Genomic DNA, 25,288 nt, shown 5'->3' with positions numbered 1-25,288 from the left:
ACCGTTTTTTTTGACATCGATATTCTTTAATTTCAATCGTGACTCTTTTAGATAAAAGATGATGTTATTCATGAATTTTGAAGTTATTCCACAGAGCTTTTTCACCCATTTTGTAGATAAAATCAGCGTGTAACTTTTTTTCTTGCATACTCAATCTTGAAGGTAAAGCTTGCGGGCGAATTTTAACGGCATAAGATGTATCTTTATCGTTCTGGATATGTTCATCAACATCCCTTCTGTTATCAAAACCCAATACACCTTGCTTTCCACCGATGAGCTCAATATAAACATCGGCTAGAATCTCTGCATCAAGCAAAGCACCATGAAGAACACGATGGCTGTTATCAATTCCAAAACGTTTGCATAAAATATCAAGAGAATTAGGACCCATAGGAAATTTACGCCGCGCCATAGCCAATGTATCAAGAATATTATCAACACTGATAAGCGGTTTGTTGACGCGTTTTAATTCTGCATTAATAAAACCAATATCAAAACTCGCATTATGCGCAATCATTGTCGCGTCTTTGATAAATTCCAAAAATTCATCAACAATATCACTAAAACTTTTCTCGTTTTTCAAGCGTTCATTGGTTAATCCGTGAATTGCTACAACTTCATCAGGAATAATAACGCCTTCAGGGTTTAAATAAACATGAAATTGGCGTCCTGTGAGATAACGATCAACCATTTCTACACAACCAATTTCGATTATGCGATCTTTCTCTTTATCTAAACCTGTTGTTTCTGTATCAAAAATAATTTCACGCATAATTTTAATTCTTTAGCAATTTTTTTATCACATCAAAAACCTGTTGACGTGTATTCTCTAAATCTTTCCCTGTATCAATAATAAAATCAGCGCGTTCTCGTTTTTTTTCATCTGGCATTTGTTGAGCGTTGATAAAGGCAAATTTTTTCTCATTCATACCTTGGCGAATCATTACACGTTCTTTTTGTATTTCTGGTGGAGCAGAAACAACAATAACGCTATCCACACGACTTTCACCATTTTTTTCAAACAGAAGTGGAATATCAAGAATAACTAATTTTTTCCCTTGTTCACGCGCTATATCAATAAATTCCCTTTCTTTTTCTTGCACCAAAGGATGAATTATTTTTTCTAATGTTTGTAATTTTTCTTTATCATCAATCAAAATTTCAGAAAGTTTCAAACGGTTAACTTCTCCGTTTTCAACAACACCTGGAAAAATACGCTCTATGAATGACAAAGCTGGCTCACTTTTATAGAGTTGTTGTACCGCCTCATCAGCACTAAAAACAGAAATACCCGCTTGCTTGAAAAAATCAGCAACTGTTGATTTTCCCATAGCAATTGATCCCGTTAATCCTATGATCTTCATTCTCTTTTTTCACTCATATCCTCTAAAATAGCTGTCCGTAACGCTTTTGTTACCTGTGGTCTTATTCCGAACCACTGTTCAAACCCTATAACAGCCTGATGTAGAAGCATCCCAAGTCCATCAACCGTCTTGAGATCACAAGCCTTTGCCTGTAGTAAAAAAGGAGTTATCAATGGTGTATAAATAATATCTGTTACTAATGCCGTTTTTTTTGCTTTATGAAAATCGCAAAAAAAAGAATCACTTTTTTCTTCTGGACTTTTTATGCCAATAGAGGTTGTATTAACAATCAAATCAGCTTGATGAAGTATTTCATGGATTTTATGCCAATCGTAAACTTTAATGATTTTTCCAAAATGCTGAGCTAAATTATCAGCACGTTGTTTTGTACGGTTAATTAAATAAATCTGTTCAAATCCGCGTCTTTTTAAGGCATATATGATAGCGCGTGCGGCACCACCTGCTCCAAAAACAAGAGCTGTTTCCCCTCCCCAATCAGATGCAAAATCATTAAGATTAGCGCTAAAACCATAGGCATCACTATTCGTGGCACAAAGCTTATCTCCTTCATACCAAAGTGTATTAACAGCACCAATCATTGTTGCTCTCTCATCTTTATAATCTGCTAAACGAAAAGCTTCCTGTTTATGAGGCAAAGTAACATTTCCTCCACAAAAGCCTATTTTTTGTAAAGACGCAATAAAATGACTGAACTCTTCAGATGTTACTTCTTGTGCAATATATTCTCCTTGTAAACCATATTGTTTAAGCCAAAAATTGTGAATTTTTGGCGATTTTGAATGATGAATTGGAGAACCAACAACAAAAGCACGCGGATAATTTGTTTTTTTTATTGTTAAGTCAACCATCAATAATTCCTAAGTGACGCAGTTTTATGAGTAGAGGCAGTAAAGGTAAACCAACAATGGTAAAAAAATCTCCTTCAATTTTTTCAAAGAGATGAATTCCTTCTCCTTCAATTTGATATACTCCCACGCTGTTTAAAACATCTTTTCCTACGCGTGCTAAATAACGTTCAATAAATTCTGATGAGAGTAAACGGACGGACATATGTGCACTAAAAGCTTCAACCCAAATTTTTTGACCATTTTTAAATAAAGCTACCGCACTATGAAGAGAATGGGTTTTTCCTGATAATTCACATAAACGTTGATGTGCTTCTTTAATATTTGTTGCTTTGTGAAAAACTTGACCTTCAAAATCAAGAACTTGATCACAACCAATAACGAAAGCATCAGGAAAACGATCTGAAACATTTTTTGCTTTTGCGCTCGCAAGAAAACAGCTGAGTTCTTTAGGTGTTTTTTCTTTTGCTTTTTTTTCTACTTCTCTTTCATCAAAAGAAGCTCCTTCAATGGAAAAATTTAAACCTGCTTTTTTTAATAATTTTGCACGATAAAAACTAAGAGATGCTAATATTAACGTATCTGCGTTCATGAGAATTTTCTCTCATTTCCTTCACGAAATCGTGATAACAGTTCAAATATTGCAGCAGCAGTTTCTTCAATAGAACGTCTTGTGACATCAATAATAGGCCAACCAAAACGTTCGCAAATGCGTTTTGCATAGATTAATTCTTCAGCTATGTTGATACGATTTGTATAATTATCAAGAGCAAAACTTTCTCCCAAATCTCGATTTTGGCGGATATGTGAGATTCTTTCAGCTGAAGCAATTAAACCAATAATTAAAGAATTTTTTGCCTCTAAAAGGGATTCTGGCAAATCAATATTAGGAATAAGAGGAATATTAGCCGTTTTTATTCCGCGATTTGCTAAATAGATACTTGTTGGCGTTTTAGAGGTTCTTGAAATTCCCACAAGAATCACATCTGCTTCGGATAAGCTACTGGAAGACTGTCCATCATCATGCTCTATTGTAAAATCCAGTGCCTCAATACGGCGAAAATAATCCGCATTAAGATCATGTTGTGCGCTCGCACGTAAATGTGTTGGCATTCCAAGGTAAGACTGAAAAGCATTTAAAACAGGATGTAATATATCAATACAGGGAACTTTTATTTTTTTACACATTTTTTGAAGGAGAAGTTTAAATTCTTCATCAATCATTGTGTAAAGAACAATACCTGGTTCTTGTTGTATTTCATCAAGAGCTTTTTGTAACTGTATTCTATTACGAATCATAGGATAGATATGCTCTGTTGCCTGACTCATTGCATATTGCGATGCTACAGCTCTTCCAACAGAGATTAATGTTTCTCCCGTTGCATCAGAAAGCATGTGTAAATGAAAGAATTTTTTTTCTTTTGTCACAAAAATTTTAACTCCTTGTTAAGACATGTGTATATATCTTCACCGTTTTTTATAAAACTAAAATTTAGGAAAAATTCTCCTTTTTTATGCACAAATTAAATGCTTGTGATAATTTAATCCCTCTTATAAAAAAAGAGGGGATAATATCTTTAAGATAGTGATATTTTTATTCTTTTTTCAGTTCCTTTTGTGGATAAAATTGAGGATAAATAATAATCCACACTAAACACAGTTATAAATAAGAATAATCCTTTCTTTAATATAAATTTATTAATATAAATTTCTGTAAAAAATACTTTTGAATAGCATTTCATTAATGCTATAATCCTAACTCACATTTTTGTTATTAAAATAATTAAATACTATTTGGATTTTATATTTTTTCAAGTTTTTCATATAATTACTTAATATTACAGGAACAAATTTCATATAAATGGTACTTGCAGATTAAAAAAATTGAGTGTAGGATATTTTTTCTTAATAATATTTCACTCATAAATTTCCATAAATTATTTAGAACAATCTTCTCCTTAATTACAAAGAGCATATTTCATGCAAAAAATGAAACTACAAGAACTTAAAAGCAAAAATCCCGTTGAGCTTGTTTCTTTTGCTGAAACATTAGAAGTTGAAAATGCCTCCCTTATGCGCAAACAAGAATTAATGTTTGCTATCTTGAAAAAACTTGCTCTACAAGACGTTGAAATTATAGGAGAAGGTGTTGTTGAAGTTTTACAAGACGGATTTGGATTTTTGAGATCTGCTGATGCTAATTATCTTCCTGGTCCTGATGATATTTATCTTTCACCTGCACAAATACAGTCGTTTTCTTTAAAAACAGGCGATACAATTGAAGGTCCCATACGCAGTCCAAAAGAGGGAGAACGTTATTTTGCTCTCCTTAAAATTAATACAATTAATTTCGAAAAACCTGAAAAGATTCGTTATAAAATCCACTTTGATAATCTTACTCCTCTTTATTCAAATGAACGTTTCCAAATGGAAATACAAGATCCTACAGAGAAAGATATGTCATCACGCGTGATTGATTTGATATCTCCATTGGGAAAAGGACAAAGAGGGTTAATTGTAGCTCCTCCTCGGACGGGAAAAACAGTTTTACTTCAAAATATTGCTCATTCTATTACCACTAATCATCCTGAATGTTATCTCATTGTTCTTTTAATTGATGAACGACCAGAAGAAGTTACTGATATGCAGCGTTCAGTAAAAGGAGAAGTGGTTTCTTCTACTTTTGATGAACCTGCAATACGTCACGTACAAGTGGCAGAAATGGTCATTGAAAAAGCCAAACGTCTTGTTGAATATGGGCGTGATGTTGTTATTCTTCTCGATTCTATTACACGTCTTGGGCGTGCATATAATACAGTTGTTCCTTCTTCAGGTAAAGTTTTAACAGGTGGTGTGGATGCAAATGCCCTCCAGCGTCCAAAGCGTTTTTTTGGTGCAGCACGTAATATTGAAGAAGGCGGATCTTTAACCATTATTGCAACGGCTTTGATTGATACAGGAAGTCGTATGGATGAGGTTATTTTTGAAGAATTTAAAGGAACAGGTAATTCGGAAATTGTTCTTGATCGAAAAGTTGCTGATAAACGTATTTTCCCTGCTATGGATATTTTAAAGTCAGGAACGCGTAAGGAAGAACTTCTGGTAGAACGACAAGATTTACACAAAATTTTTGTTCTTCGTCGTATTTTAGCATCTATGAATGTAACAGATGCAATTGAATTTTTGATTGATAAATTAAAGCAAACAAAAAACAATAGTGAATTTTTTGATTCAATGAATACGTAGAGTCATTAAAGTTTTTATTAGGATAAAACCTGTGGATACAATCTTTGCTGTTTCGAGTGGATTGTTACCTTCAGGGGTTGCAGTCATTCGGCTTTCTGGTCCACATGTTGTGGATATAGTTAAAACGCTTTGTGGTCGTTTACCTAAAGCACGTTTTATGCATTATGGAAATCTTACTGCTCGTGATGGTAGTTTTTTAGATTCTGGTTTAACTGTTTTTTTTCCTGCTCCTCATAGTTTTACGGGGGAAGATTGTGCAGAATTCCATTTACATGGAGGAAAAGCAGTCGTTAATCGTTTTCTCGATGAATTGTCGACATTTTCTGGATGCCGTATTGCAGAAGCAGGTGAATTTTCACGTCGTGCTTTTATGGAAGGAAAATTAGATCTTGTTCAAGCAGAAGGTCTTGCTGATTTAATAGAAGCAGAAACGGAAAGCCAACGGCGTTTAGCTGTTATGGGTACAAGTGGACATTTAACGACGCTTTATCGTGATTGGCGTCATAAGCTTATGAAGGCGCGTGCTTTTATTGAGGCAGAACTTGATTTTGTTGATGAAGCAGATATTCCCAACGCAATATCTGATAAAGTTTGGAAAGATGTTCAGGATCTTTGTACTTCTATTCGGGAATATATTACTGAAGGAGAACGTGCGAGTATTTTACGTGATGGATTAAAAATTGTTATTGCTGGTGCTCCAAATTCTGGAAAATCAAGCATTATGAATCGTCTTTCAGGAAGATCTGTTGCTATTGTAACGGAAGAAGCAGGAACAACCCGTGATGCTTTAGAAATGAGAATTATTCTTGGTGGTTTACCTATTTTTTTAACCGATACTGCTGGTTTTAGAAAAACAGAAAATAAAATAGAACAGATGGGAATAGAAATTGCTAAACAGCATGTTAGGGAAGCTGATTTGGTTATTTTGGTTTATGATATAGGAAATCCTAAGCAAGTTGATTTACCAGAAACATCGGCTGAAATATGGTGTGTTGGCAATAAGCTTGATCTTTATGAAAAAAATGATCAGCGTTGGTCTATACAATTTTCCGCATTAACTGGTTTAAATTTTGATTATTTTATAAAAGAACTTGAATTATTTTGTCATCATCGTGCTTCTGAAATTGGAAATATTGTTCCAGCACGTAAAAGGCAACTTCAATTATTAAAGCAGGCTGTTAAAGAGATTGAATTTTCTCTTAATTATCATTCTCTTGATCTCAGTTTACGTGCAGAACATCTCCGTTGTGCAAGTGATTTTCTTGGGAAAATTACAGGAGATATTGATGTTGAAGATTTGCTTGATATTATTTTTTCAGAATTTTGTGTTGGTAAATAATGATTCACGTGAAACATTGATTATTTCATAGACAGATTATAAAGATTATGTAATTTATATCCTGTTTCACGTGAAACCTTAGAATATTTTCTACGGAATGAATTAAATGCAATCATATGATGTTGTTATTGTTGGTGGTGGTCATGCTGGCTGTGAAGCGGCTTCAGCTTCAGCACGTGTAGGAGCCAAAACAGCGCTTGTTACACATAAAATATCAGCACTGGGAACAATGTCGTGTAATCCTGCTATTGGTGGACTTGGAAAAGGGCATCTAGTTCGTGAAATAGATGCGTTAGATGGTCTTATGGGAAGAGCAGCAGATGCTGCTGGAATTCAGTTTAGACTACTTAATAGACGTAAAGGACCGGCAGTAAGAGGACCACGGACACAGGCAGATAGACAACTTTATAAAAAAGCAATTCAAAAATTATTAAAAGAACAAGAAAATCTTACTCTTATTGAGGATGAAGTTATTGATCTGGTTGTTAAAGATAATTGTGTATCAGGTGTTATTTTAAAAAAACAAGGAACAATTTTTTCTGGTGCTGTTGTTTTAACAACAGGTACGTTTTTAAATGGCTTTATTCATATTGGTAATAAAACATGGGCTGCTGGTCGTATGGGAGATCAGTCAAGTGTAAAACTTGCTGAACATTTGAAAAAATATCATATAAAACTTGGACGATTAAAAACAGGAACCCCTGCTCGTTTGAGTAAAAAAACAATTGCTTGGGAAGCTCTCCAAAAACAACAAGCAGATGAAAATCCCATACCCTTTTCTCTTTTAACAGAGAAAATTGAACAACCACAAATTGAATGTGCAATAACACGTACAAATGAGAAAACACATCAAATTATTCGCGAGAATATTTATCTCTCTGCTTTATATTCTGGAAGTATTGAAGGGTTAGGACCACGTTATTGTCCTTCTGTTGAAGATAAAATTGTTAAATTTGGAGAACGTGATGGACATCAGATCTTTCTGGAACCAGAAGGATTAAATGATGATACTGTTTATCCAAATGGTCTTTCTACTTCTCTTCCTGAAGATGTACAAATTTCTCTATTGAAAACCATTGAAGGATTGGAAAATGCTATAGTTTTGCAACCTGGTTATGCTATTGAATATGATTTTGTTAATCCACAACAATTAACAAGAAACTTAGAATTACGTTCTTTACCGGGTTTGTTCTTAGCAGGCCAAATTAATGGTACAACAGGATATGAAGAAGCAGCAGCACAAGGACTTTTAGCTGGATTAAATGCTGCACGTAAAGTAGGTAAATTAGATGAAATACTTATAAGTCGTTCTACTGCTTATATTGGTGTTATGATTGATGATTTGGTTTCACGTGGTGTTTGTGAACCTTATAGGATGTTTACATCACGTGCTGAATTTCGTTTATCTTTACGATCTGATAATGCTGATACGCGTTTAACACCTTTGGCACAAAAATGGGGTATTGTGAGTAAAATACGTTGGGAATGTTATCAGAAAAAACAACAACGGCTTGATCAAGCACGATCAATATGTCAAAATCTTTTTTTAACACCCAATGAAGCTTCTGCTCATGGATTACATGTTAATCATGATGGAATTCGGCGTTCTGCTTATGATTTTCTTGCTTATCCTCATATAACCTTAGAGCGTCTTTCAGATTTTTGGCCACAATTAAAAACAATTGATTCTAAAACAGCAGAATCTTTAGAAATTGAAGCACAATATGCGGTTTATTTAGATAAACAAGCACAAGATATTGCCTCTCTTCAGAGAGATGAGCGTTTAGAAATTCCTTCTTCTCTCGATGTTCAGGCAATTTCAGGTCTTTCAAATGAACTTAAATCAAAAATTCAAGAAGTGTCGCCGCGTTCAATTGCTGATGCACAAAAAATTGATGGCATGACACCCGCCGCGTTATCGCTTATTATTACACATATTCAACGTCAACGACGTGAAAAGGCTAAAACAGCTTAATGAATTTTTCTACAGAAAAAAAATATCAACAATTATTAAATATCGTTCCTTCTGTTTCACGTGAAACGATGGAAAATTTAATTCAGTTTGAGTCTTTAATACTTCAGTGGAATGCACATATTAATTTGATATCTGCTACAACTATACCAGATCTATGGACACGACATATTCTAGATTCAGCACAAATTTTTCCTTTGTATGCTCATTCTTTACATTGGTGTGATTTAGGATCAGGAGGAGGTTTTCCTGCAATTGTGATTGCTATCTTTTTGAAAGAAAAAAAAGCAGGACATATTAATCTTGTTGAAAGTAATGGGAAAAAAGTTGCTTTTTTGCGAACAGTTATTGCTCAACTTAATCTTCCAGCAACGGTTTATCACGCTAGAATTGAAGATATATATCAAAAAATTCCCATATCTGATATTATAACAGCACGGGGATTAGCGCCGCTTGATACTCTTTTACAACTCATTTTTCCTTTATTAACAGAAAAAACAATAGCTCTTTTGCAAAAAGGTCGGGATTACGCTACAGAAATAAAAAATGCCTCTGCCAATTGGCACTTTGATCTGTTAAAACATAAAAGTAAAGTTGATGAAAATTCTGTTATTTTGGAAATTTCTCATATTCGATCATATAGAGGGTAGAGCAAAATGAGCGAAACACGAATTATCGCTATTGCAAACCAAAAGGGTGGAGTCGGAAAAACAACCACAGCAATTAATCTTGCTACAGCTTTAGCGGCTATTGGTGAAAATGTCCTTATTATGGATGTTGATCCACAAGGTAATGCTAGTACAGGTTTAGGGATTGATCGTAATAGCCGTCCTTTATCTTCTTATGATGTTTTGGTTTCGGGCGTTTCAATTACACAGGCGGCTTTAAAAACAGCCGTACCCAATCTTTATATAGTTCCTTCTACACTTGATCTCTTAGGTGTGGAAATGGAAATTTCTTCATCAAAAGATCGCATACAACGCTTACGTAAAGCTCTCTATGATGATCCGGAAATGGAAAAAAAATTCAATTATATTTTAATTGATTGTCCTCCCTCCCTTAATCTTTTAACACTTAATGCTATGGGGGCTGCGGATTCTGTTTTAGTGCCTATGCAATGTGAATTTTTAGCACTTGAAGGTTTAAGTCAATTACTTGAAACAGTAAAACAAGTGCGATCCGTACTTAATCCATCTTTAGAGATCCAAGGTATTGTTTTAACAATGTATGATGGACGTAATAACCTTTCAAATCAAGTTGTTGAAGATGTACGCTCTTTTATGGGAGATAAAGTTTATCGTACTGTTATTCCACGAAATGTAAGAGTATCAGAAGCGCCTTCTTTTGGCAAACCTGTATTGCTTTATGATCTTAAATGTGCTGGGAGCCAAGCTTATTTGCGTCTAGCATCAGAAATGATTCAACGTGAAAAACAAGCACGTGCTGCTGCTTAAAAATGTAAAATTTTTTGTAAGAAAACTCAAAGAGCAAAATTATGAACGATGATCTATCAAAAAAAAGACTAGGACGTGGATTAGCGGCATTGATTGGAGATATCAATTTAAACAACAATATTGCACGTTCATCAAGCTTTGATAAATTAAATGAATCCGGTAGTCTTTCTGAGCGATTTATTTCTATTGAATCTATTTCATGTAATCCTCACAATCCTCGGCGTCATTTTACTGAAACAGAGCTTGATAATTTGACACAATCAATTCGTCAACACGGTGTGGTTCAACCGGTTATTGTGAGGCCTTTAAGAGATCATCCTCATCGGTTTGAATTGATTGCGGGTGAACGGCGCTGGCGTGCAGCACAACGTGCAAATTTAAGTCAATTACCCGTTATTATTCGTGATGTGGACGATAAAACGGCTTTGGAATTGGCAATTATTGAAAATGTTCAACGTGCAGATCTTAATCCTATCGAAGAAGCAAAGGGATATGAGATGCTTCTAAATGAACATGATTATACGCAAGTAGATTTAGCGCAAGTTATAGGAAAAAGTCGTAGTCATGTTGCAAATACGCTTCGTTTGTTAAAACTTCCAGAAAAAGTACAACAATTCTTAACTGATGGACAACTTTCTGCAGGTCATGCACGTTGTCTTATAACCGTTGATGATCCACAAAATTTAGCTGAGAAAATTATTCGTGAAGGGCTTTCAGTACGTCAAACAGAAATACTTGCATATGAGCAAGCTAATCCTAAAACTAAAAAGCGTACCAATACGGAGAAAGATGCTGAAACAAAATCTTTAGAAAAATTACTTGCAGATGTGATAGGAATGAAAGTTATTATTCGACATGGTAAAAAAGGTGGAGATTTAAAAATACATTACTCTTCATTAGAACAATTAGATGAAATTTGTCGGCGTTTACAAAGTTAATCAATTGTTCTAAAAAGATTTTTTTAACAGTTATCTTTTAAAATTTTTATTATTCTATACATATGCTCTTTAGCAAATTCTATATTTCTTGCAGGTAAAGAGTTTTTTTCATAAGTAGAATTTTCTTCATCAGTAAGTACATACAATGTCGCTTGAAGTGCTAGGTGAGCAACAACAAAATCTTTCGGTGTTATATTATTTTCTTTTAAAATATTCACAAGTTTTGGTTTACTAGAAATATAGGTAGTGTAGTTTTCAATACTAGAGTGGATACTAGAATCATAAGTTATAAGATTATTTTTTGTTTTTGGAAGTAAGTTTTTACATTCTTTTTCAATTTTTTCCAGCTTTAAAAGAAAATCTTCTGTTAAGGGATAATTTGCAATGAGAGGTGCTATAAGAGAAGAATTATCTGTTTCCTTTTCCTCTGCCATTGTTTGTTGAATATGTATCACGAAAAGAAAAAGCAGGAACAAACGTAATACGAACTTACGCATGGTTAAAAATTGTCCTTTCTTCTTCGAACTTCAGCAAAAACTTCTTCATCTGTTTTTTCTTCCATTACAAGGTTCTTTCGCAATACACTATCATCCCAGCGGAGAAAGGGATTGGTGGCTTTTTCTTGCCCTAAGGTTACTGGTAAAGTCATAGCGTTTTTTGCACGTAGCAAAAAAACTTCCTCTATTCTTTGGTGGAGTTTTTTATTATGTGGGTCAATTGTTAGTGCGAAAAGAGCGTTATTTTTTGTATATTCGTGTCCACAATAGAGAAGTGTTTCATCAGGAAGTTTACGAAGTTTTTTTAAAGAATTCAGCATTTGTGCTGGTTTTCCTTCGAAAAGACGTCCACAGCCCAATGAAAAAAGTGTATCTCCAGCAAAGAGTAAATTCTTTTCAGGAAAATAGTAAGATAATGCGCCTAGAGTATGACCAGGTGTTGAAAGAGCTAAAAGAAGGAGTGAGCCAAAAGAAAAACTTTCATCAGGTTGAAGTGTTTTATCAAGATGATTGATCTTTTCTTTTTCTGCTTCTGGTCCGATAACCGTAGCGTTGTAAACTTGTTTTAATTCTGATAGGGCTTCTACATGGTCGTGATGATGATGAGTTACAAAAATAGTGTTAAGTGTCCAATTGTGGCGCTTTAAGGCATTGTGAATCGCTTTGCCTTCAGGAGCATCTATTGCAGCTGTCATACCACTTTTTTCATCATGAAGGAGTACACCGAAATTGTCTTCTCGACAAATAAACTGTTCAATCAACATATTTTTTCTCCCGAACAGTGTTTGGCGATGAATCTATAAAATAATCGGTAGTAATGATTTTTTTAAGAATCAGATTTGTCCTCTTCTGTAAAAAGTCCTTTTGAATGTTTTATAATTATAGGCATTTGGGTAAGCATGAAAAGGACTGTTATAGGCATGACGCCAAATACTTTGAAACTTGTCCAGAAATTATCGCTAAAATTACGCCAAATTATTTCATTCAAAATGGCAAGAAAAATGAAAAAAAACGCCCAACGATAGGTAAGTTTTTGCCAACCTAAATCATCAAGTTTTAAGGTAGAATCAAGAGCATAACGTAAAAGTGGTTTTTTAAAAAACATCCCTCCAAAAAGTATAAAAGCAAATAAGCTATTAATGATTGTTGGTTTCATTTTTATGAAAGTTTCATTATGAAGCCAGAGAGTTAGAAAGCCAAAAACTAAAACAAATATTCCTGAAATAAGAGGCATAATAGGAATTTGTCTTGCAAGGATCCATGATAAGCTTAGGGAAATAATAATAGCCACCATAAAAATAGCTGTTGCAGGGAAAATAGGCTTACTAAAATTTTGAAAAAATCCAATGTTTTTTATCAGCCATTCTCCCTTATAATTGGCAAAAAAGAAGGCAACCAATGGACCCATTTCCAAAAGAAACTTAAGTGTTGGTGAGAGAGAAATTTTTTTATTGTTATTCATCTTTTTTTCAGAATTATTGTGTAAATTAAGATTAGATAAAGGCTGTTTCATGCGTGTTTTCCTGCAATAGTTTCGGCAAAGTCAGAAGCAGAAAAGGGTTGAAGGTCTTCAATATCTTCTCCTATACCGATAAAATAAACGGGTAATTTATATTTTGCTGCGATAGCGACAAGAATTCCTCCTCGTGCAGTCCCATCTAGCTTTGTCATAACTAAACCATTAACACCAGCAATATCACTGAAAATGTCCACTTGGTTGAGTGCATTTTGTCCGGTTGTTGCATCAAGAGTTTGAAGGATTGTGTGGGGTGCTTGGGGGGTGTGTTTTTTTAAAACACGAATAATTTTTGCCAACTCATCCATTAATTCAGATTTATTTTGTAAACGCCCTGCTGTATCAATAATTAATACATCACTGTTTGTTTTTTTTGCTTTTTCATAAGCATCAAATGCTAAGCTGGCGGCATCTGCACCCAATTTTGTCGAAATAACAGGAGAATTGGTACGTTCACCCCAAATGTGTAGTTGCTCAATAGCAGCGGCTCGGAAAGTATCACCTGCTGCCAGCATAACTTTTAATCCCCCTTCTGTTAATTTGGCTGAAAGTTTTCCAATAGTTGTCGTTTTTCCAGTGCCATTTACACCTACCAGCAAAATAACATGAGGTTTATGGCTGAGATCAAGTTCTAATGGTATTGCAACAGGTTCCAGAACTTTTTTGACCTCATCAGCTACAATAGTATGAATATCATCTGGGGAGAGGTTTTTTCCGTAACGACTGGAAGCTAAAGTATTTGTGATGCGTGTTGCCGTCTCTACACCTATGTCAGCTTGGATAAGAATATCTTCGAGCTCTTGCAGTGTATCTTCATCAAGTTTTCTTTTAACAAAGAGATCGCCAATTGATCCGCTTAGGCGTTGTGAAGAAAGGGATAGGCCTTTTTTAAGGCGCCCAAACCACGCTGTCTTTTTTTGTTCAACAGAAGGTTCAGATAAAATTTCTTCATTCTTTTTTTCACGGATGTTGTTTGTGACAATAATTTTACCAGAAAAGGGAATTTTATCAGAATGGGATTCTAGAAATGGAGATTTTTCATCATATTTTGTAAGTATTGACTCTGGATTTTTTGTTTGTTCTTCTTTTTCTGTGTTTATAGAGATTTGATTATTTTTTGTCTTTTCATTTTTGTCTTTATTTTCTTCTATTATATCGCTTTTATCAGGAATAGAAATCTGTTGTTCAATTTCTTGCTCTTGAGATTTGTTAAAAGAGAATATTTTTTTTATAAAAGATTTAGTCATAAGAATTCTCCTGCTCAAGCAGCGTTTAATTTTGGAGGGACAGCAATCAATTTATCGCCATCATGATCAACGATAAGGGCTTGAACAATTGTTCCTGCTTTTGCACCTTTAACTTGTACAAGAGTATAATCTTCTGTTCGTCCGATTTCATCTTTTTCAACGAGAATTGTTTGTAGACTGTTTTGTAAATGAGCAAGATGCTTTTGGTAAGCCATATCACCTGCTTTACGCAATTTTTCAGCACGCAGCTTAACTATTTTACGGTTGATTTGTGGCATACGTGCGGCAGGTGTTCCTTCTCTTGGACTAAAGGGGAAGACATGGAGATGGGTTAAATTACAATCTTTGATTAAGGCAAGACTATTTTGAAACATCTCTTCTGTTTCTGTAGGAAAACCAGCAATTAAGTCGGCACCATAAACCATTGTAGAACGTTTGGCACGCAATTCTTGGCAAAATTGAATGGCATGTTCGCGCAGATGACGCCGTTTCATCCGTTTTAAAATCATATTATCACCTGCTTGCAAAGATAAATGCAAATGGGGCATGATTCTTGTTTCATAAGCTAAAAGATTTATGAGTTCTTCGTCTGCTTCAATAGAGTCAATAGATGAGAGGCGTAATCGGGCTAAGTCAGGGACATGATGCAAAATAGCTGAAGTTAATTTTCCTAGAGTAGCTTTTCCAGGAAGATCGTGGCCATAACTTGTAAGGTCAACACCTGTAAGGACCACTTCTTGGATACCCCCACCTATCAGCTTTTTAATTTGTTCTATGACAGCACCCATGGGAACTGAACGAGATGGTCCTCGTCCATAAGGAATAATGCAAAATGTACAGCGGTGATCGCATCCGTTTTGTACCTGTACAAAAGCGCGGGTGCGCTCTTGCATTGCACTGACCATATGTGGAGCAATTTTTTGTACTTCCATAATGTCATTGATATGCACCTTTTCAGAATGATTAATACCAAAATCAGGAAGTTGACGATAAGAATGAGCGTGAAGTTTATCTTCGTTTCCTAAAACAAGATCTACTTCTGTCATTGAGGCAAAATTTTGTGCTTCTGTTTGGGCTGCACACCCTGTTACAATGATACGCGCATGAGGATTTTCACGTCTTGCTTTGCGGATAGCTTGTTTTGCTTGTCGTACGGCTTCGGCAGTGACAGCACAGGTATTAAAGATAATAGCACCATCTTTAAGTTGATCTAGCCCTGAAGAAGTACTTTCTTTGCGAATGATTTCCGATTCGTAGCTATTAAGTCGACAACCAAAAGTTACAATTTCTATTGCCATCAGGAGTGATCCTTTTTGTAACACCCTGTTAAAGGGCTTAAAAAACCACTAAAGTGATATTTAATTGGTCCTGTCATGATAATATGATCGTCTTCTCGGTAAAAAATATTAAGTTTTCCCTTTGGTAAATTTACATCAACATGGCGCTCTGTAAGTCCACGACGATAAGCAGCCACTGCACTTGCACAAGCAGCACTCCCACATGCTTGTGTTAATCCTGCCCCTCGCTCCCATGTACGTAAATTTAGACTTTTCTTTGACGTTATGCAAGCAATGGAAATATTGCACCGTTCGGGAAACAGGGGATCATGTTCAAGTTTTGGCCCATATTTTTCTAATGGAATATGTTGAATATCATTTTCAACAAAAAAGATAGCATGGAGATTGCCAATGGATATGAGACAAGCGTCTTTTAGGGGACCAGCGATAATTTCTACGTGATTGGTATCAACTATTTCACGTGAAACAGGCATCTCTTTTGCATTGAAATTTGGGCATCCCATATCAACAGAAATGAGATTATCGGTTTGGTATTTTCCTTCAATAATTCCAGCGGGAGTTTCTAAATGAAATTTTTCACCAAAATTGTGATCTTTAAGCCATGCGATGACACAGCGGGTACCATTGCCACAAGCTTTAGCCATTGATCCGTCGGCATTCCATATTTCTATGCGGAAGTCGGTTTTTTTCTGGGTTGGTGTGTGGATAGCCATGATTTGATCAAAATGCATTTCAGGATCTGCCGACAAAGCAAGGATTGCTTGTGGTGTAAGAGCGTATGTGCTTTCACGCATATCAACAACAATAATTTGATTTCCAAGACCGTCCATTTTGCTAAATGGCGTTTTCATGAAACTTCTCTATTTCTAATGATTACTTATAAAAAGATATATGACTGAAAATATTATAAATTTCTAGTGTTTAATAAATATAAAATTGGGCACATAAATTATTTCTTTTAAAATAAGTGATTTTAACCTGTTTTTTTTAATTTGTTAATTTATCTTTGTAACTATAACAAATATTCGCTTAATTTTTTTGTGAACTTATTTATTGTCGTGGGAGAGAGTACAGACATGGCGTTTTCAAAAGTTTCGTTTTTCGTTGCACTATCAACTGTAATGTTTTTAGGGGGATGTTCAACAACACGGTTTGATGGTAATGACGATGGTAACGCATTAGAAGTTTTTTATCCATCTCAACAAATGACAATATTAGAAGCGTCTGATCTGTCGTCTACTTCTTCGTCGATATCTGAAGATGCAAACGCTCCGATGTATGAAAAAGGAGATTCTCAGAGCGATGGACGAATGGCTAGTCTCGAATTGCCAAGTAATGCTACTGATTTATTTCCTGCAAGTGTTGCTGGGGTGTGGAATCTTTCTATGGGAGGAAAAGTTTGCCGGATTGCAACTCCACAAACAAAGTTTGGACAAGGGTACCGTGCTGGTCCTTTACACTGTCCAGGAATTGCTTCCCAAGTGAGATCGTGGGCTGTTAAAGGAAAAAGATTATATTTTTATAATAACTCTGGACGTGTTATCCTCGTTCTTTATTCTTCAAATGTTGATCGTTTTGAGGGACGTACACTTGATGATCATCCCGTTATTTTAAGTCGTTAAATCATTTTTGATCGTTTATGACAAACTAAACTAGACGGACAGATTTTTGAAAAGTATTTGTATTTTTCATTGAGATCGGTTTGAAAAAGGTTTTTTGGATGATTCTCGTTTCAACATGTTATAAGGAGCTTGTCGCTAAAGGAGAGGTTTGTTTTGATCCCGCTCAATTAGCTATAACAGAATATTTTGATCATTTATTAAAAAAAATTGCGGAACAAAATATCTCTCATCCTTTGCCTTGGATATTTTGCTCTTTCTTTAACAGAATATTTAAAAGGAAAAAACAAAATATTTCTTGTGTTGTAAAACAAGGAGATGAAACAGGTTTTTTTCAGGGACTGTATATTTATGGTGAAGTAGGACGGGGCAAAACCATGCTGATGGATTTGTTCTTTTCTTGTTTGCCTAAAGGTCATAAAAAGCGTGCCCATTTTAATGATTTTATGGCTGATGTGCATGAGCGTATTAATTTTTATCGTCAAGCATCTGGGTGTGCAAAATTTAAACAAGATAATCCTATTTTAGCTGTTGCTGAGGATCTTGCACGAGAAGCAAAAGTACTTTGTTTTGATGAGTTTAGTGTAACGGATATTGCTGATGCTATGGTATTGGGGCGGCTTATTTCTGCTCTGTTTGATAAAGGAATTTTCTTTATTGCGACTTCAAATGTGGCGCCAGATAACCTTTATTGTAACGGTTTAAATCGTGAGCTCTTTTTGCCTTTTATTCAAGTTTTGAAAGCATATGTTCGTGTTGTTAATCTTGATGCAAAAACAGATTATCGCCTTGAAAAATCAAATCTACAACAGATGTATGTATCGCCGTTGGGGGTTCAAGCAAATGAATATATGGATCAAGCATGGACACTTGTATTGCAAGGACATAAGGAGATGTCTGATGAGCTTTCTATAAAAGGGCGCTTTATTCCTATTCCGCGCTTTGGTGCAGGATGTGCTCGTTTTGATTATGGGGATTTATGTGCAAAGCCTTTGGCCGCGGCTGAATATTTGTTATTAGGAAAGCATTATCATACGATTTTTATTGATAATGTACCGGTCATGGATGATACATGTCGTAATGAAACAAAACGGTTTATTTTGCTTATTGATATTCTTTATGAGCGCCACATACGGTTGTTTATGTCGGCTGCGGCAGGGATAGGGGCTTTGTATAAAGGGCATGCGCAGATTACGGAAACATTTGAATTTCAAAGAACACAATCACGTCTTTTCGAAATGCAAAGCTACGATTATTTAAAACTTTGGGAAGAACATTTTCTTTTGAAGAAGAAGCATTGATTATACTTTTACCTTTACGTAAACTGTCAAAACAATAACTTTTTGAAATTAAAGAAATATAATAATTCTGTTGTATTTTTTTAAAATTCACTTTATCGATACATCGTGATAATTTTCTAATAGTTGTTTCAGCGGAGGGTTGTTGTTTCTGTAAGGAGATAAATTTGTAAATTTCATTTCTTTACTCCTTTTTATGATATTGTTTGAATATGGTTGAAGTCAAAAATATTCAGTATACGGACGTTGATTGGGTGTGCGCTGAATTATCTAAAAGTTAGGAAAAAATAAAATGGCACGGAAAAAAATAGCTCTCATTGGTTCAGGTATGATTGGTGGTACTTTAGCACATATTATTGGGCTTAAAGAGCTTGCTGATGTGGTCTTATTTGATATTACAGAAGGTGTGCCACAAGGTAAGGCTCTAGATATAGCCGAATCTTCTCCTGTTGATGGTTTTGATATCAGTCTAAAAGGTGCTAATGCTTATGAAGCAATTGAAGGTGCTGATGTTGTTATTGTAACAGCAGGCGTTGCGCGAAAACCTGGTATGAGTCGTGATGAACTTTTGGGCATTAATTTAAAGGTTATGGAACAAGTTGGAGCTGGAATTAAAAAATACGCTTCTTCAGCGTTTGTTATTTGTATTACCAATCCCCTTGATGCGATGGTGTGGGCATTGCAGAAATTTTCAGGTCTCCCTACACATAAAGTGGTTGGTATGGCTGGTGTTCTTGATTCAGCGCGTTTTCGTCATTTCTTATCTGAGGAATTTAAGGTCTCTATTAAAGATGTGACAGCGTTTGTTTTAGGGGGCCACGGTGATACAATGGTTCCTCTCGTGCGTTATTCAACGGTTGGTGGTATTTCTTTGCCTGATCTTATAAAGATGGGCTGGACAACACAGGGAAGAATTGATCAAATTATCCAGCGTACCCGTGATGGCGGTGCAGAAATTGTTGGTTTGTTAAAAACAGGTTCTGCTTATTATGCACCAGCAGCTTCTGCTGTTTCTATGGCTGAGGCCTACCTAAAGGATACTAAGCGTGTTGTGCCTGTTGCAGCTTATCTTTCAGGAGAATATGGGGTTAATGATACCTATGTTGGGGTACCTGTTGTACTTGGTGCAGGTGGTGTTGAACGAGTCATTGAAATTGATCTTGATAAAGAAGAAAGAGGTGCTTTTGATCATTCAGTAAATGCGGTTAAAAAGCTTTGTGAAGCTTGTATTGCTCTTGTACCTAGTCTCAAGTAAATTGAACAAGATTTAATTCATTAAAATAAGTATTTAGAATGTTAAAACTTTAGGATTAATAAGATCCATAAAAGAAAAGGACAAATGCATGAATATCCATGAGTATCAGGCCAAACGTCTGCTTCATGAATATGGAGCACCAATTGCAAATGGTGTCGCTGTTTATTCTGTAGAGCAAGCTGAAAAATGGGCGGAAAAATTGCCCGGACCTCTCTATGTGGTTAAAAGTCAGATACACGCTGGTGGTCGTGGTAAGGGTAAGTTTAAAGAACTTGGTCCTGATGCAAAGGGTGGTGTTCGGCTTGCACAATCTGTTGAAGAAGTTGTTGCAAATGTTCAAGAAATGCTTGGAAAAACTTTGGTAACCAAACAAACTGGTCCAGAGGGTAAGCAGGTCAACCGCCTTTATATTGAAGATGGTGCCGATATTGAACGGGAGCTTTATCTTTCACTTTTGGTTGATCGTAGCGTTGGTCGAATTGCTTTTGTTGTTTCAACAGAAGGTGGAATGGATATTGAAACGGTTGCTGAAGAGACACCAGAAAAAATATTCACGCTTCCCATTGATGCTGTAGAGGGTGTTACTTCTGCTGATTGTGCAAGACTTTGTGATGCGTTGAAACTACAAAGTAGTGCGCGAGAAGATGGTGAAAAGCTTTTTCCGATTCTCTATAAGGCATTTTGTGAAAAAGATATGAGCCTTTTAGAAATCAATCCGCTTATTGTGATGAAAGATGGTCACTTGCGTGTTCTTGATGCGAAAGTTTCTTTTGATAATAATGCTCTGTTTCGTCATCCAGATATTTTAGAATTGCGCGATCTTTCAGAAGAAGATCCAAAGGAAATAGAAGCATCAAAGCATGATCTTGCTTATGTTGCTCTTGAGGGTACGATTGGTTGCATGGTTAATGGTGCTGGGCTTGCTATGGCAACAATGGATATCATTAAGCTTTATGGAGCAGAGCCAGCGAATTTTTTGGATGTTGGTGGTGGAGCATCAAAAGAAAAGGTGACAGCTGCTTTTAAAATTATTACGGCCGATCCAAATGTTAAGGGCATTTTGGTTAACATTTTTGGTGGTATTATGCGTTGTGATGTCATTGCTGAAGGTGTGGTTGCTGCTGTTCGTGAGGTTGGTTTAAAGGTTCCCTTGGTTGTTCGTCTTGAAGGTACTAATGTTGAGCAAGGTAAAGCAATTATCAATGAGAGTGGTTTGAATGTTATTCCTGCTGATGATTTAGATGATGCTGCCCAAAAAATTGTTGCAGCCGTGAAGGGAGCTTAAGCTATGTCAATTCTTGTGAATAAAGAGACAAAAGTTCTAGTTCAAGGGCTTACAGGAAAAACAGGAACGTTTCATACAGAACAGGCGCTTGCTTATCATGGTACGCAAATGGTTGGTGGCGTTAATCCTAAAAAGGGTGGAGAAACATGGGAAGGTTCAGAAGGCGAAACTCTTCCTATTTTCGCTAATGTTGCAGAAGCAAAAGAAAAAACAGGTGCAGATGCTTCCGTTATTTATGTTCCTCCTGCAGGGGCTGCTGCAGCTATTATAGAGGCTATAGAAGCTGAAGTTCGTTTAATTATCTGTATTACGGAAGGTATTCCCGTTATGGATATGGTTAAAGTGAAGGCGCGATTAGAAAACTCAAAGTCTCGTCTTATTGGTCCTAATTGTCCCGGTATTCTTACACCAAATGAATGTAAAATTGGTATTATGCCTGGTTCTATTTTTAGAAAAGGTTCTGTTGGGGTTGTCTCGAGGTCGGGAACTTTAACTTATGAAGCCGTTTTTCAAACGAGTCAGGAAGGTCTCGGACAAACAACTGCTATAGGGATTGGTGGCGATCCTGTTAAGGGCACTGAATTTATTGATGTGTTGGAAATGTTTTTAGCGGATGATGAAACCGAGTCTATTGTTATGATTGGTGAGATTGGTGGTTCTGCTGAAGAAGAAGCAGCACAGTTTTTGCAAGATGAAGCAAGAAAAGGTCGTAAAAAGCCAGTTGTTGGCTTTATTGCTGGCCGTACGGCTCCTCCAGGACGGACAATGGGACATGCTGGTGCTGTTATTTCTGGTGGTAAAGGTGGAGCAGAAGATAAAATTGCGGCAATGGAATCAGCAGGGATTCGTGTATCTTCTTCGCCATCACAGATAGGTAAGACTTTGATGTCAGTTTTGAAAGGCTAAAAGAAAGTTTCACCTGAATAAGAAAAGGTTCTTAGATTCAGGTGAAAAAGCTTGAGTATAAAAAGGTAAAACTTTTTTGAATGTTCGAATCACTGCTTGTTTGTAAGCATTTAAAGGTCAAAAAGAGATATAAGGAGACGGAATAAATGTTCCGGAGAAGTATATGGCAAGGCAGGACGAAATAAATAGCCTTTTTGCACAGACATCATTTCTTTATGGTGGGAATGCGGATTATATAGATCAACTTTATGCTCAATATGAAAAAGATCCTACCAGTGTTGATTCACAGTGGCGTGCTTTTTTTGAAGGACTTCATGATAATAAAGAAGATGTTCTTAAAAATGCTGAAGGAGCAACATGGCAGCGTGATCATTGGCCATTAAAAGCAGAGGGTGAATTGATTTCTGCTCTTGATGGTGATTGGTCTTCTCTTGAAAAATATTTTGGCGATAAATTAAAGGAAAAAGCAATAACAGGTGCTGCACAAAAGGGAAAAACTTCCAGTGAACAAGATATTATTCGTGCAACACGTGATTCCGTTCATGCAATTATGATGATTCGTGCGTTTCGAGAACGGGGACATCTTCATGCGCAACTTGACCCTCTTCAATTGGCCGAAAAACAAGAAGATTATAAGGAACTTTCTCCAGAAGCTTATGGTTTTACTCCAGCTGATTACGAGCGTCCCATTTTTATTGATAATGTTTTAGGGTTGGAATATGCAACTATTCCGCAAATGCTTGAGATTCTCAATCGTACCTATTGTTCAACAATCGGTGTGGAATATATGCATGTTTCTGATCCGGTTCAGAAAGTATGGCTTCAAGAACGCATTGAAGGGCGAGATAAAAAAAATTCTTTCACACAACAAGACAAGAAAGCTATTCTGAATAAGCTTATTCAGGCAGAGGGATTCGAACAGTTTTTAGACACTAAATATAAAGGTACAAAGCGTTTTGGACTCGATGGTGGTGAGGCGCTGATTCCCGCTCTTGAACAGATTATCAAATGTGGTAGTGCTTTGGGGGTTAGGGAAGTTATTTTAGGAATGGCACATCGTGGTCGTTTAAATGTTCTTTCACAAGTTCTTGCCAAACCGCATAGGGCTATTTTTCATGAATTCAAAGGGGGATCTTACAAGCCTGATGATGTGGAGGGATCCGGTGATGTCAAATATCATTTGGGAACTACCGCTGATCTGGACTTTGATGGTAAAAAAGTTCATTTATCGCTGTTAGCCAATCCATCTCATCTTGAGATTGTTGATCCGGTTGTCATGGGAAAAGCACGTGCTAAACAAGATCAACTTATGGGACCTGCGCATACTGATTTACTCCCATTAAGTGAGCGTTCAAAAGTGATGCCATTGCTTATTCATGGTGATGCCGCTTTTGCAGGACAAGGCGTTATCCAAGAAACTTTTGGTCTTTCAGGTCTTAAAGGTTATCGTGTTGCAGGCTCACTTCATGTTATTATCAATAACCAGATTGGTTTTACAACATCTCCACGTTTTTCACGTTCTTCGCCTTATCCATCAGATGTCGCAAAAATGATTGATGCACCAATTTTCCATGTGAATGGTGATGATCCTGAGGCGGTTGTTTTTGTTGCCAAAATAGCAACAGAGTTTCGCCAAATTTTCCATAAACCAGTGGTTATTGATATGTTTTGTTATCGCCGTTATGGGCATAATGAAGGTGATGAACCTTCCTTTACGCAGCCGCTTATGTATAAAGCAATTCGTAATCATAAAACAACACTTCAACTTTATAGTGACCAATTGGTAGCAGAAGGAATGATTTCTTCAGAAGAGATTGAGCAACAAAAAAAATTATGGCGCGATAAGCTTGAAGGTGAACTTGAAGCGAGTGCTTCTTATAAGCCTAATAAGGCTGATTGGCTTGATGGAAGCTGGACGGGACTCAAAGCTTTTAGTAGTTCTGATGAGCAGCATTCTAGAGCAACCGGTGTTGAAGTAAAAACTTTAAAGGAAATTGGTCAGAAAATTGTTGAAATTCCGGCGAATTTTCACGTTCACAAAACCATTCAACGTTTTTTAAATAATCGTGCTAAAATTTTTGAAACCGGTGAGGGTGTTGACTGGGCAACCGCTGAAGCTTTAGCTTTTGGTTCACTTTGTTTGGAAGGTGCACCGGTTCGTCTTTCCGGTGAAGATGTTGAACGGGGAACTTTTTCACAACGTCATTCAGTTCTTTATGACCAAGAAAATGAGGCGCGTTATATTCCTTTGAATCATTTACAAAAGGGGCAAGCGCTTTATGACGTTGTTAATTCTATGCTTTCTGAAGAAGCTGTTCTTGGTTTTGAATATGGATATTCTCTTGCTGAACCACGAGGATTAACACTTTGGGAAGCACAATTTGGTGATTTCTCTAATGGTGCACAGGTCATTTTTGATCAATTTATTTCATCCGCAGAGCGTAAGTGGCTTCGTATGTCTGGTCTTGTGTGTTTATTGCCTCATGGTTTTGAAGGGCAAGGGCCGGAGCATTCTTCTGCACGTTTAGAACGGTTTCTTCAACTTTGTGCGGAAGATAATATGCAGGTTGCTAATTGTACAACCCCTGCAAATTATTTTCATATTTTGCGTCGACAAATTAAGCGTGATTTCCGGAAGCCATTGATTTTGATGACACCGAAATCACTTTTACGTCATAAGAGAGCTGTTTCTTTTCTCAATGAAATGGGGCCAGAAACAAGTTTTTGTCGTGTGTTGCTTGATGATGCAGAATGTCTCAGAGATTCTGTCATTAAGTTGCAAAAAGATAATAAGATTCGCCGTGTCGTTCTTTGTACTGGTAAGGTTTATTACGACCTTTATGAAGAACGTGAAAAAAGGGGTATTGATGATGTTTACCTCCTTCGTGTTGAACAGCTTTATCCTTTCCCTGCAAAAGTTTTGGTGAATGTATTATCGCGCTTTTTGCAGGCGGAAGTTTTTTGGTGCCAAGAGGAACCAAAAAACATGGGGGCTTGGTCATTTATTGAGCCTTATTTGGAATGGGTTTTGACGCATATTAATGCGCAATATTCACGTGCTCGTTATGCAGGACGTCCTGCGAGTGCGTCACCGGCCTCTGGGTTAATGGTGAAACACCTTGAACAACTGGCTGCGTTTCTTAAAGACGCGTTAGGTTCTTAATTTATTACTACTCTGATGTATGGAA

General features: G+C 36.3%; 23 protein-coding genes. 12 read left to right on the top strand and 11 right to left on the bottom strand.

Features of this window, described 5'->3' with window-relative positions; translation table 11 throughout:
• Window positions 1–64: 64 nt before the first annotated feature.
• Genes dnaQ through ACFIKX_RS06460 form a run of 5 tightly spaced genes read right to left on the bottom strand, consistent with a single transcriptional unit; the run spans window position 65 to window position 3,658 of the window.
• Window positions 65–772, bottom strand: a complete 708-nt coding sequence (gene dnaQ / locus ACFIKX_RS06480; protein ID WP_375628525.1) for a DNA polymerase III subunit epsilon — start codon at window positions 770–772, stop codon at window positions 65–67.
• Window positions 773–776: 4 nt separating this feature from the next.
• Window positions 777–1,364 (bottom strand): dephospho-CoA kinase, encoded by a 588-nt coding sequence (gene coaE, locus ACFIKX_RS06475; protein WP_375612770.1) that lies wholly within the window; start codon window positions 1,362–1,364, stop codon window positions 777–779.
• A complete protein-coding gene (locus ACFIKX_RS06470; protein WP_375628527.1) occupies window positions 1,361–2,233 on the bottom strand; it encodes a shikimate dehydrogenase in 873 nt (290 codons plus the stop codon). Before ACFIKX_RS06470 ends, coaE begins: the two co-directional genes overlap by 4 nt.
• Window positions 2,226–2,822 (bottom strand): Maf family nucleotide pyrophosphatase, encoded by a 597-nt coding sequence (locus tag ACFIKX_RS06465; protein ID WP_375611343.1) that lies wholly within the window; start codon window positions 2,820–2,822, stop codon window positions 2,226–2,228. The genes ACFIKX_RS06470 and ACFIKX_RS06465 overlap by 8 nt, the downstream gene beginning before the upstream one ends.
• A complete protein-coding gene (locus tag ACFIKX_RS06460; protein WP_273790174.1) occupies window positions 2,819–3,658 on the bottom strand; it encodes a pyruvate, water dikinase regulatory protein in 840 nt (279 codons plus the stop codon). The genes ACFIKX_RS06465 and ACFIKX_RS06460 overlap by 4 nt, the downstream gene beginning before the upstream one ends.
• A 552-nt stretch (window positions 3,659–4,210) precedes the next feature.
• Between ACFIKX_RS06460 and rho the strand changes: the two genes are divergently transcribed.
• The 6 genes from rho to ACFIKX_RS06430 all read left to right on the top strand — a co-directional run bounded on the left by rho (window position 4,211) and on the right by ACFIKX_RS06430 (window position 11,179).
• On the top strand, window positions 4,211–5,476 hold the full coding sequence (gene rho / locus ACFIKX_RS06455; protein ID WP_015857121.1) for a transcription termination factor Rho: 1,266 nt from the start codon (window positions 4,211–4,213) through the stop codon (window positions 5,474–5,476).
• Window positions 5,477–5,507: 31 nt separating this feature from the next.
• Entirely contained in the window at window positions 5,508–6,815 is a 1,308-nt protein-coding gene (gene mnmE, locus ACFIKX_RS06450; protein ID WP_375628529.1) for a tRNA uridine-5-carboxymethylaminomethyl(34) synthesis GTPase MnmE, read from the top strand.
• A 106-nt stretch (window positions 6,816–6,921) separates the two neighbouring features.
• On the top strand, window positions 6,922–8,790 hold the full coding sequence (gene mnmG / locus ACFIKX_RS06445) for a tRNA uridine-5-carboxymethylaminomethyl(34) synthesis enzyme MnmG (RefSeq protein ID WP_375628530.1): 1,869 nt from the start codon (window positions 6,922–6,924) through the stop codon (window positions 8,788–8,790).
• Complete coding sequence (gene rsmG, locus ACFIKX_RS06440; RefSeq protein WP_375611339.1) at window positions 8,790–9,437, top strand: 16S rRNA (guanine(527)-N(7))-methyltransferase RsmG; 648 nt, start codon at window positions 8,790–8,792, stop codon at window positions 9,435–9,437. Before mnmG ends, rsmG begins: the two co-directional genes overlap by 1 nt.
• Before the next feature lie 6 nt (window positions 9,438–9,443).
• The gene (locus ACFIKX_RS06435; RefSeq protein WP_273790170.1) at window positions 9,444–10,241 is read left to right on the top strand and encodes a ParA family protein; all 798 of its coding nucleotides are present in this window, start codon (window positions 9,444–9,446) and stop codon (window positions 10,239–10,241) included.
• A 41-nt stretch (window positions 10,242–10,282) separates the two neighbouring features.
• Complete coding sequence (locus ACFIKX_RS06430; RefSeq protein WP_375612765.1) at window positions 10,283–11,179, top strand: ParB/RepB/Spo0J family partition protein; 897 nt, start codon at window positions 10,283–10,285, stop codon at window positions 11,177–11,179.
• Window positions 11,180–11,202: 23 nt separating this feature from the next.
• On the opposite strand, the gene ACFIKX_RS06425 is transcribed toward ACFIKX_RS06430, so the two are convergent.
• The 6 genes from ACFIKX_RS06425 to dapF form a co-directional block, all read right to left on the bottom strand.
• Window positions 11,203–11,676: a hypothetical protein gene (locus ACFIKX_RS06425; RefSeq protein ID WP_375628532.1), complete on the bottom strand. Its 474-nt coding sequence runs from the start codon at window positions 11,674–11,676 to the stop codon at window positions 11,203–11,205.
• Between the two features lie 2 nt (window positions 11,677–11,678).
• Complete coding sequence (gloB, locus tag ACFIKX_RS06420; protein WP_375628534.1) at window positions 11,679–12,440, bottom strand: hydroxyacylglutathione hydrolase; 762 nt, start codon at window positions 12,438–12,440, stop codon at window positions 11,679–11,681.
• Window positions 12,441–12,502: 62 nt separating this feature from the next.
• Window positions 12,503–13,189: a septation protein A gene (locus tag ACFIKX_RS06415; protein WP_375620900.1), complete on the bottom strand. Its 687-nt coding sequence runs from the start codon at window positions 13,187–13,189 to the stop codon at window positions 12,503–12,505.
• Entirely contained in the window at window positions 13,186–14,439 is a 1,254-nt protein-coding gene (ftsY, locus tag ACFIKX_RS06410; protein ID WP_375628536.1) for a signal recognition particle-docking protein FtsY, read from the bottom strand. The genes ACFIKX_RS06415 and ftsY overlap by 4 nt, the downstream gene beginning before the upstream one ends.
• Window positions 14,440–14,453: 14 nt before the next feature.
• Window positions 14,454–15,737, bottom strand: coding sequence for a tRNA (N(6)-L-threonylcarbamoyladenosine(37)-C(2))-methylthiotransferase MtaB (gene mtaB / locus ACFIKX_RS06405; protein ID WP_375612759.1), 1,284 nt, complete (start codon window positions 15,735–15,737; stop codon window positions 14,454–14,456).
• Entirely contained in the window at window positions 15,737–16,588 is an 852-nt protein-coding gene (gene dapF, locus ACFIKX_RS06400; RefSeq protein WP_375628539.1) for a diaminopimelate epimerase, read from the bottom strand. Before dapF ends, mtaB begins: the two co-directional genes overlap by 1 nt.
• A gap of 225 nt (window positions 16,589–16,813) precedes the next feature.
• Between dapF and ACFIKX_RS06395 the strand changes: the two genes are divergently transcribed.
• The 6 genes from ACFIKX_RS06395 to ACFIKX_RS06370 all read left to right on the top strand — a co-directional run bounded on the left by ACFIKX_RS06395 (window position 16,814) and on the right by ACFIKX_RS06370 (window position 25,263).
• Window positions 16,814–17,359 carry an AprI/Inh family metalloprotease inhibitor gene (locus ACFIKX_RS06395; RefSeq protein ID WP_375620904.1) on the top strand — a complete coding sequence of 182 codons (546 nt, stop codon included), beginning with the start codon at window positions 16,814–16,816 and terminating at the stop codon, window positions 17,357–17,359.
• A 98-nt stretch (window positions 17,360–17,457) separates the two neighbouring features.
• On the top strand, window positions 17,458–18,657 hold the full coding sequence (gene zapE, locus ACFIKX_RS06390; protein WP_375628540.1) for a cell division protein ZapE: 1,200 nt from the start codon (window positions 17,458–17,460) through the stop codon (window positions 18,655–18,657).
• A 289-nt stretch (window positions 18,658–18,946) separates the two neighbouring features.
• Window positions 18,947–19,909, top strand: a complete 963-nt coding sequence (gene mdh, locus ACFIKX_RS06385) for a malate dehydrogenase (RefSeq protein WP_375628541.1) — start codon at window positions 18,947–18,949, stop codon at window positions 19,907–19,909.
• A gap of 88 nt (window positions 19,910–19,997) precedes the next feature.
• Window positions 19,998–21,194, top strand: a complete 1,197-nt coding sequence (gene sucC, locus ACFIKX_RS06380) for an ADP-forming succinate--CoA ligase subunit beta (RefSeq protein ID WP_375612755.1) — start codon at window positions 19,998–20,000, stop codon at window positions 21,192–21,194.
• Window positions 21,195–21,197: 3 nt separating this feature from the next.
• Window positions 21,198–22,100, top strand: coding sequence for a succinate--CoA ligase subunit alpha (sucD, locus tag ACFIKX_RS06375; protein WP_375628543.1), 903 nt, complete (start codon window positions 21,198–21,200; stop codon window positions 22,098–22,100).
• A gap of 163 nt (window positions 22,101–22,263) precedes the next feature.
• Entirely contained in the window at window positions 22,264–25,263 is a 3,000-nt protein-coding gene (locus ACFIKX_RS06370; RefSeq protein ID WP_375628545.1) for a 2-oxoglutarate dehydrogenase E1 component, read from the top strand.
• The last annotated feature ends 25 nt before the right edge of the window (window positions 25,264–25,288 follow it).

Origin of the sequence: Bartonella sp. CM86QHHN (assembly GCF_042194695.1) — a bacterium.
Lineage (GTDB): Bacteria > Pseudomonadota > Alphaproteobacteria > Rhizobiales > Rhizobiaceae > Bartonella.
The sequence above is the reverse complement of the archived record's forward strand: the minus strand, read 5'-3'. Positions and strand labels throughout refer to the sequence as shown.

Excerpts from the sequence above, each read along its gene's own strand:
- dnaQ (WP_375628525.1), bottom strand. The coding sequence starts at position 772 with ATGCGTGAAATTATTTTTGATACAGAAACAACAGGTTTAGATAAAGAG.
- coaE (WP_375612770.1), bottom strand. The coding sequence starts at position 1,364 with ATGAAGATCATAGGATTAACGGGATCAATTGCTATGGGAAAATCAACA.
- ACFIKX_RS06470 (WP_375628527.1), bottom strand. The coding sequence starts at position 2,233 with ATGGTTGACTTAACAATAAAAAAAACAAATTATCCGCGTGCTTTTGTT.
- ACFIKX_RS06465 (WP_375611343.1), bottom strand. The coding sequence starts at position 2,822 with ATGAACGCAGATACGTTAATATTAGCATCTCTTAGTTTTTATCGTGCA.
- rho (WP_015857121.1), top strand. The coding sequence starts at position 4,211 with ATGCAAAAAATGAAACTACAAGAACTTAAAAGCAAAAATCCCGTTGAG.
- mnmG (WP_375628530.1), top strand. The coding sequence starts at position 6,922 with ATGCAATCATATGATGTTGTTATTGTTGGTGGTGGTCATGCTGGCTGT.
- rsmG (WP_375611339.1), top strand. The coding sequence starts at position 8,790 with ATGAATTTTTCTACAGAAAAAAAATATCAACAATTATTAAATATCGTT.
- ACFIKX_RS06435 (WP_273790170.1), top strand. The coding sequence starts at position 9,444 with ATGAGCGAAACACGAATTATCGCTATTGCAAACCAAAAGGGTGGAGTC.
- ACFIKX_RS06430 (WP_375612765.1), top strand. The coding sequence starts at position 10,283 with ATGAACGATGATCTATCAAAAAAAAGACTAGGACGTGGATTAGCGGCA.
- ACFIKX_RS06425 (WP_375628532.1), bottom strand. The coding sequence starts at position 11,676 with ATGCGTAAGTTCGTATTACGTTTGTTCCTGCTTTTTCTTTTCGTGATA.
- gloB (WP_375628534.1), bottom strand. The coding sequence starts at position 12,440 with ATGTTGATTGAACAGTTTATTTGTCGAGAAGACAATTTCGGTGTACTC.
- ACFIKX_RS06415 (WP_375620900.1), bottom strand. The coding sequence starts at position 13,189 with ATGAAACAGCCTTTATCTAATCTTAATTTACACAATAATTCTGAAAAA.
- ftsY (WP_375628536.1), bottom strand. The coding sequence starts at position 14,439 with ATGACTAAATCTTTTATAAAAAAAATATTCTCTTTTAACAAATCTCAA.
- mtaB (WP_375612759.1), bottom strand. The coding sequence starts at position 15,737 with ATGGCAATAGAAATTGTAACTTTTGGTTGTCGACTTAATAGCTACGAA.
- dapF (WP_375628539.1), bottom strand. The coding sequence starts at position 16,588 with ATGAAAACGCCATTTAGCAAAATGGACGGTCTTGGAAATCAAATTATT.
- ACFIKX_RS06395 (WP_375620904.1), top strand. The coding sequence starts at position 16,814 with ATGGCGTTTTCAAAAGTTTCGTTTTTCGTTGCACTATCAACTGTAATG.
- zapE (WP_375628540.1), top strand. The coding sequence starts at position 17,458 with ATGATTCTCGTTTCAACATGTTATAAGGAGCTTGTCGCTAAAGGAGAG.
- mdh (WP_375628541.1), top strand. The coding sequence starts at position 18,947 with ATGGCACGGAAAAAAATAGCTCTCATTGGTTCAGGTATGATTGGTGGT.
- sucC (WP_375612755.1), top strand. The coding sequence starts at position 19,998 with ATGAATATCCATGAGTATCAGGCCAAACGTCTGCTTCATGAATATGGA.
- sucD (WP_375628543.1), top strand. The coding sequence starts at position 21,198 with ATGTCAATTCTTGTGAATAAAGAGACAAAAGTTCTAGTTCAAGGGCTT.
- ACFIKX_RS06370 (WP_375628545.1), top strand. The coding sequence starts at position 22,264 with ATGGCAAGGCAGGACGAAATAAATAGCCTTTTTGCACAGACATCATTT.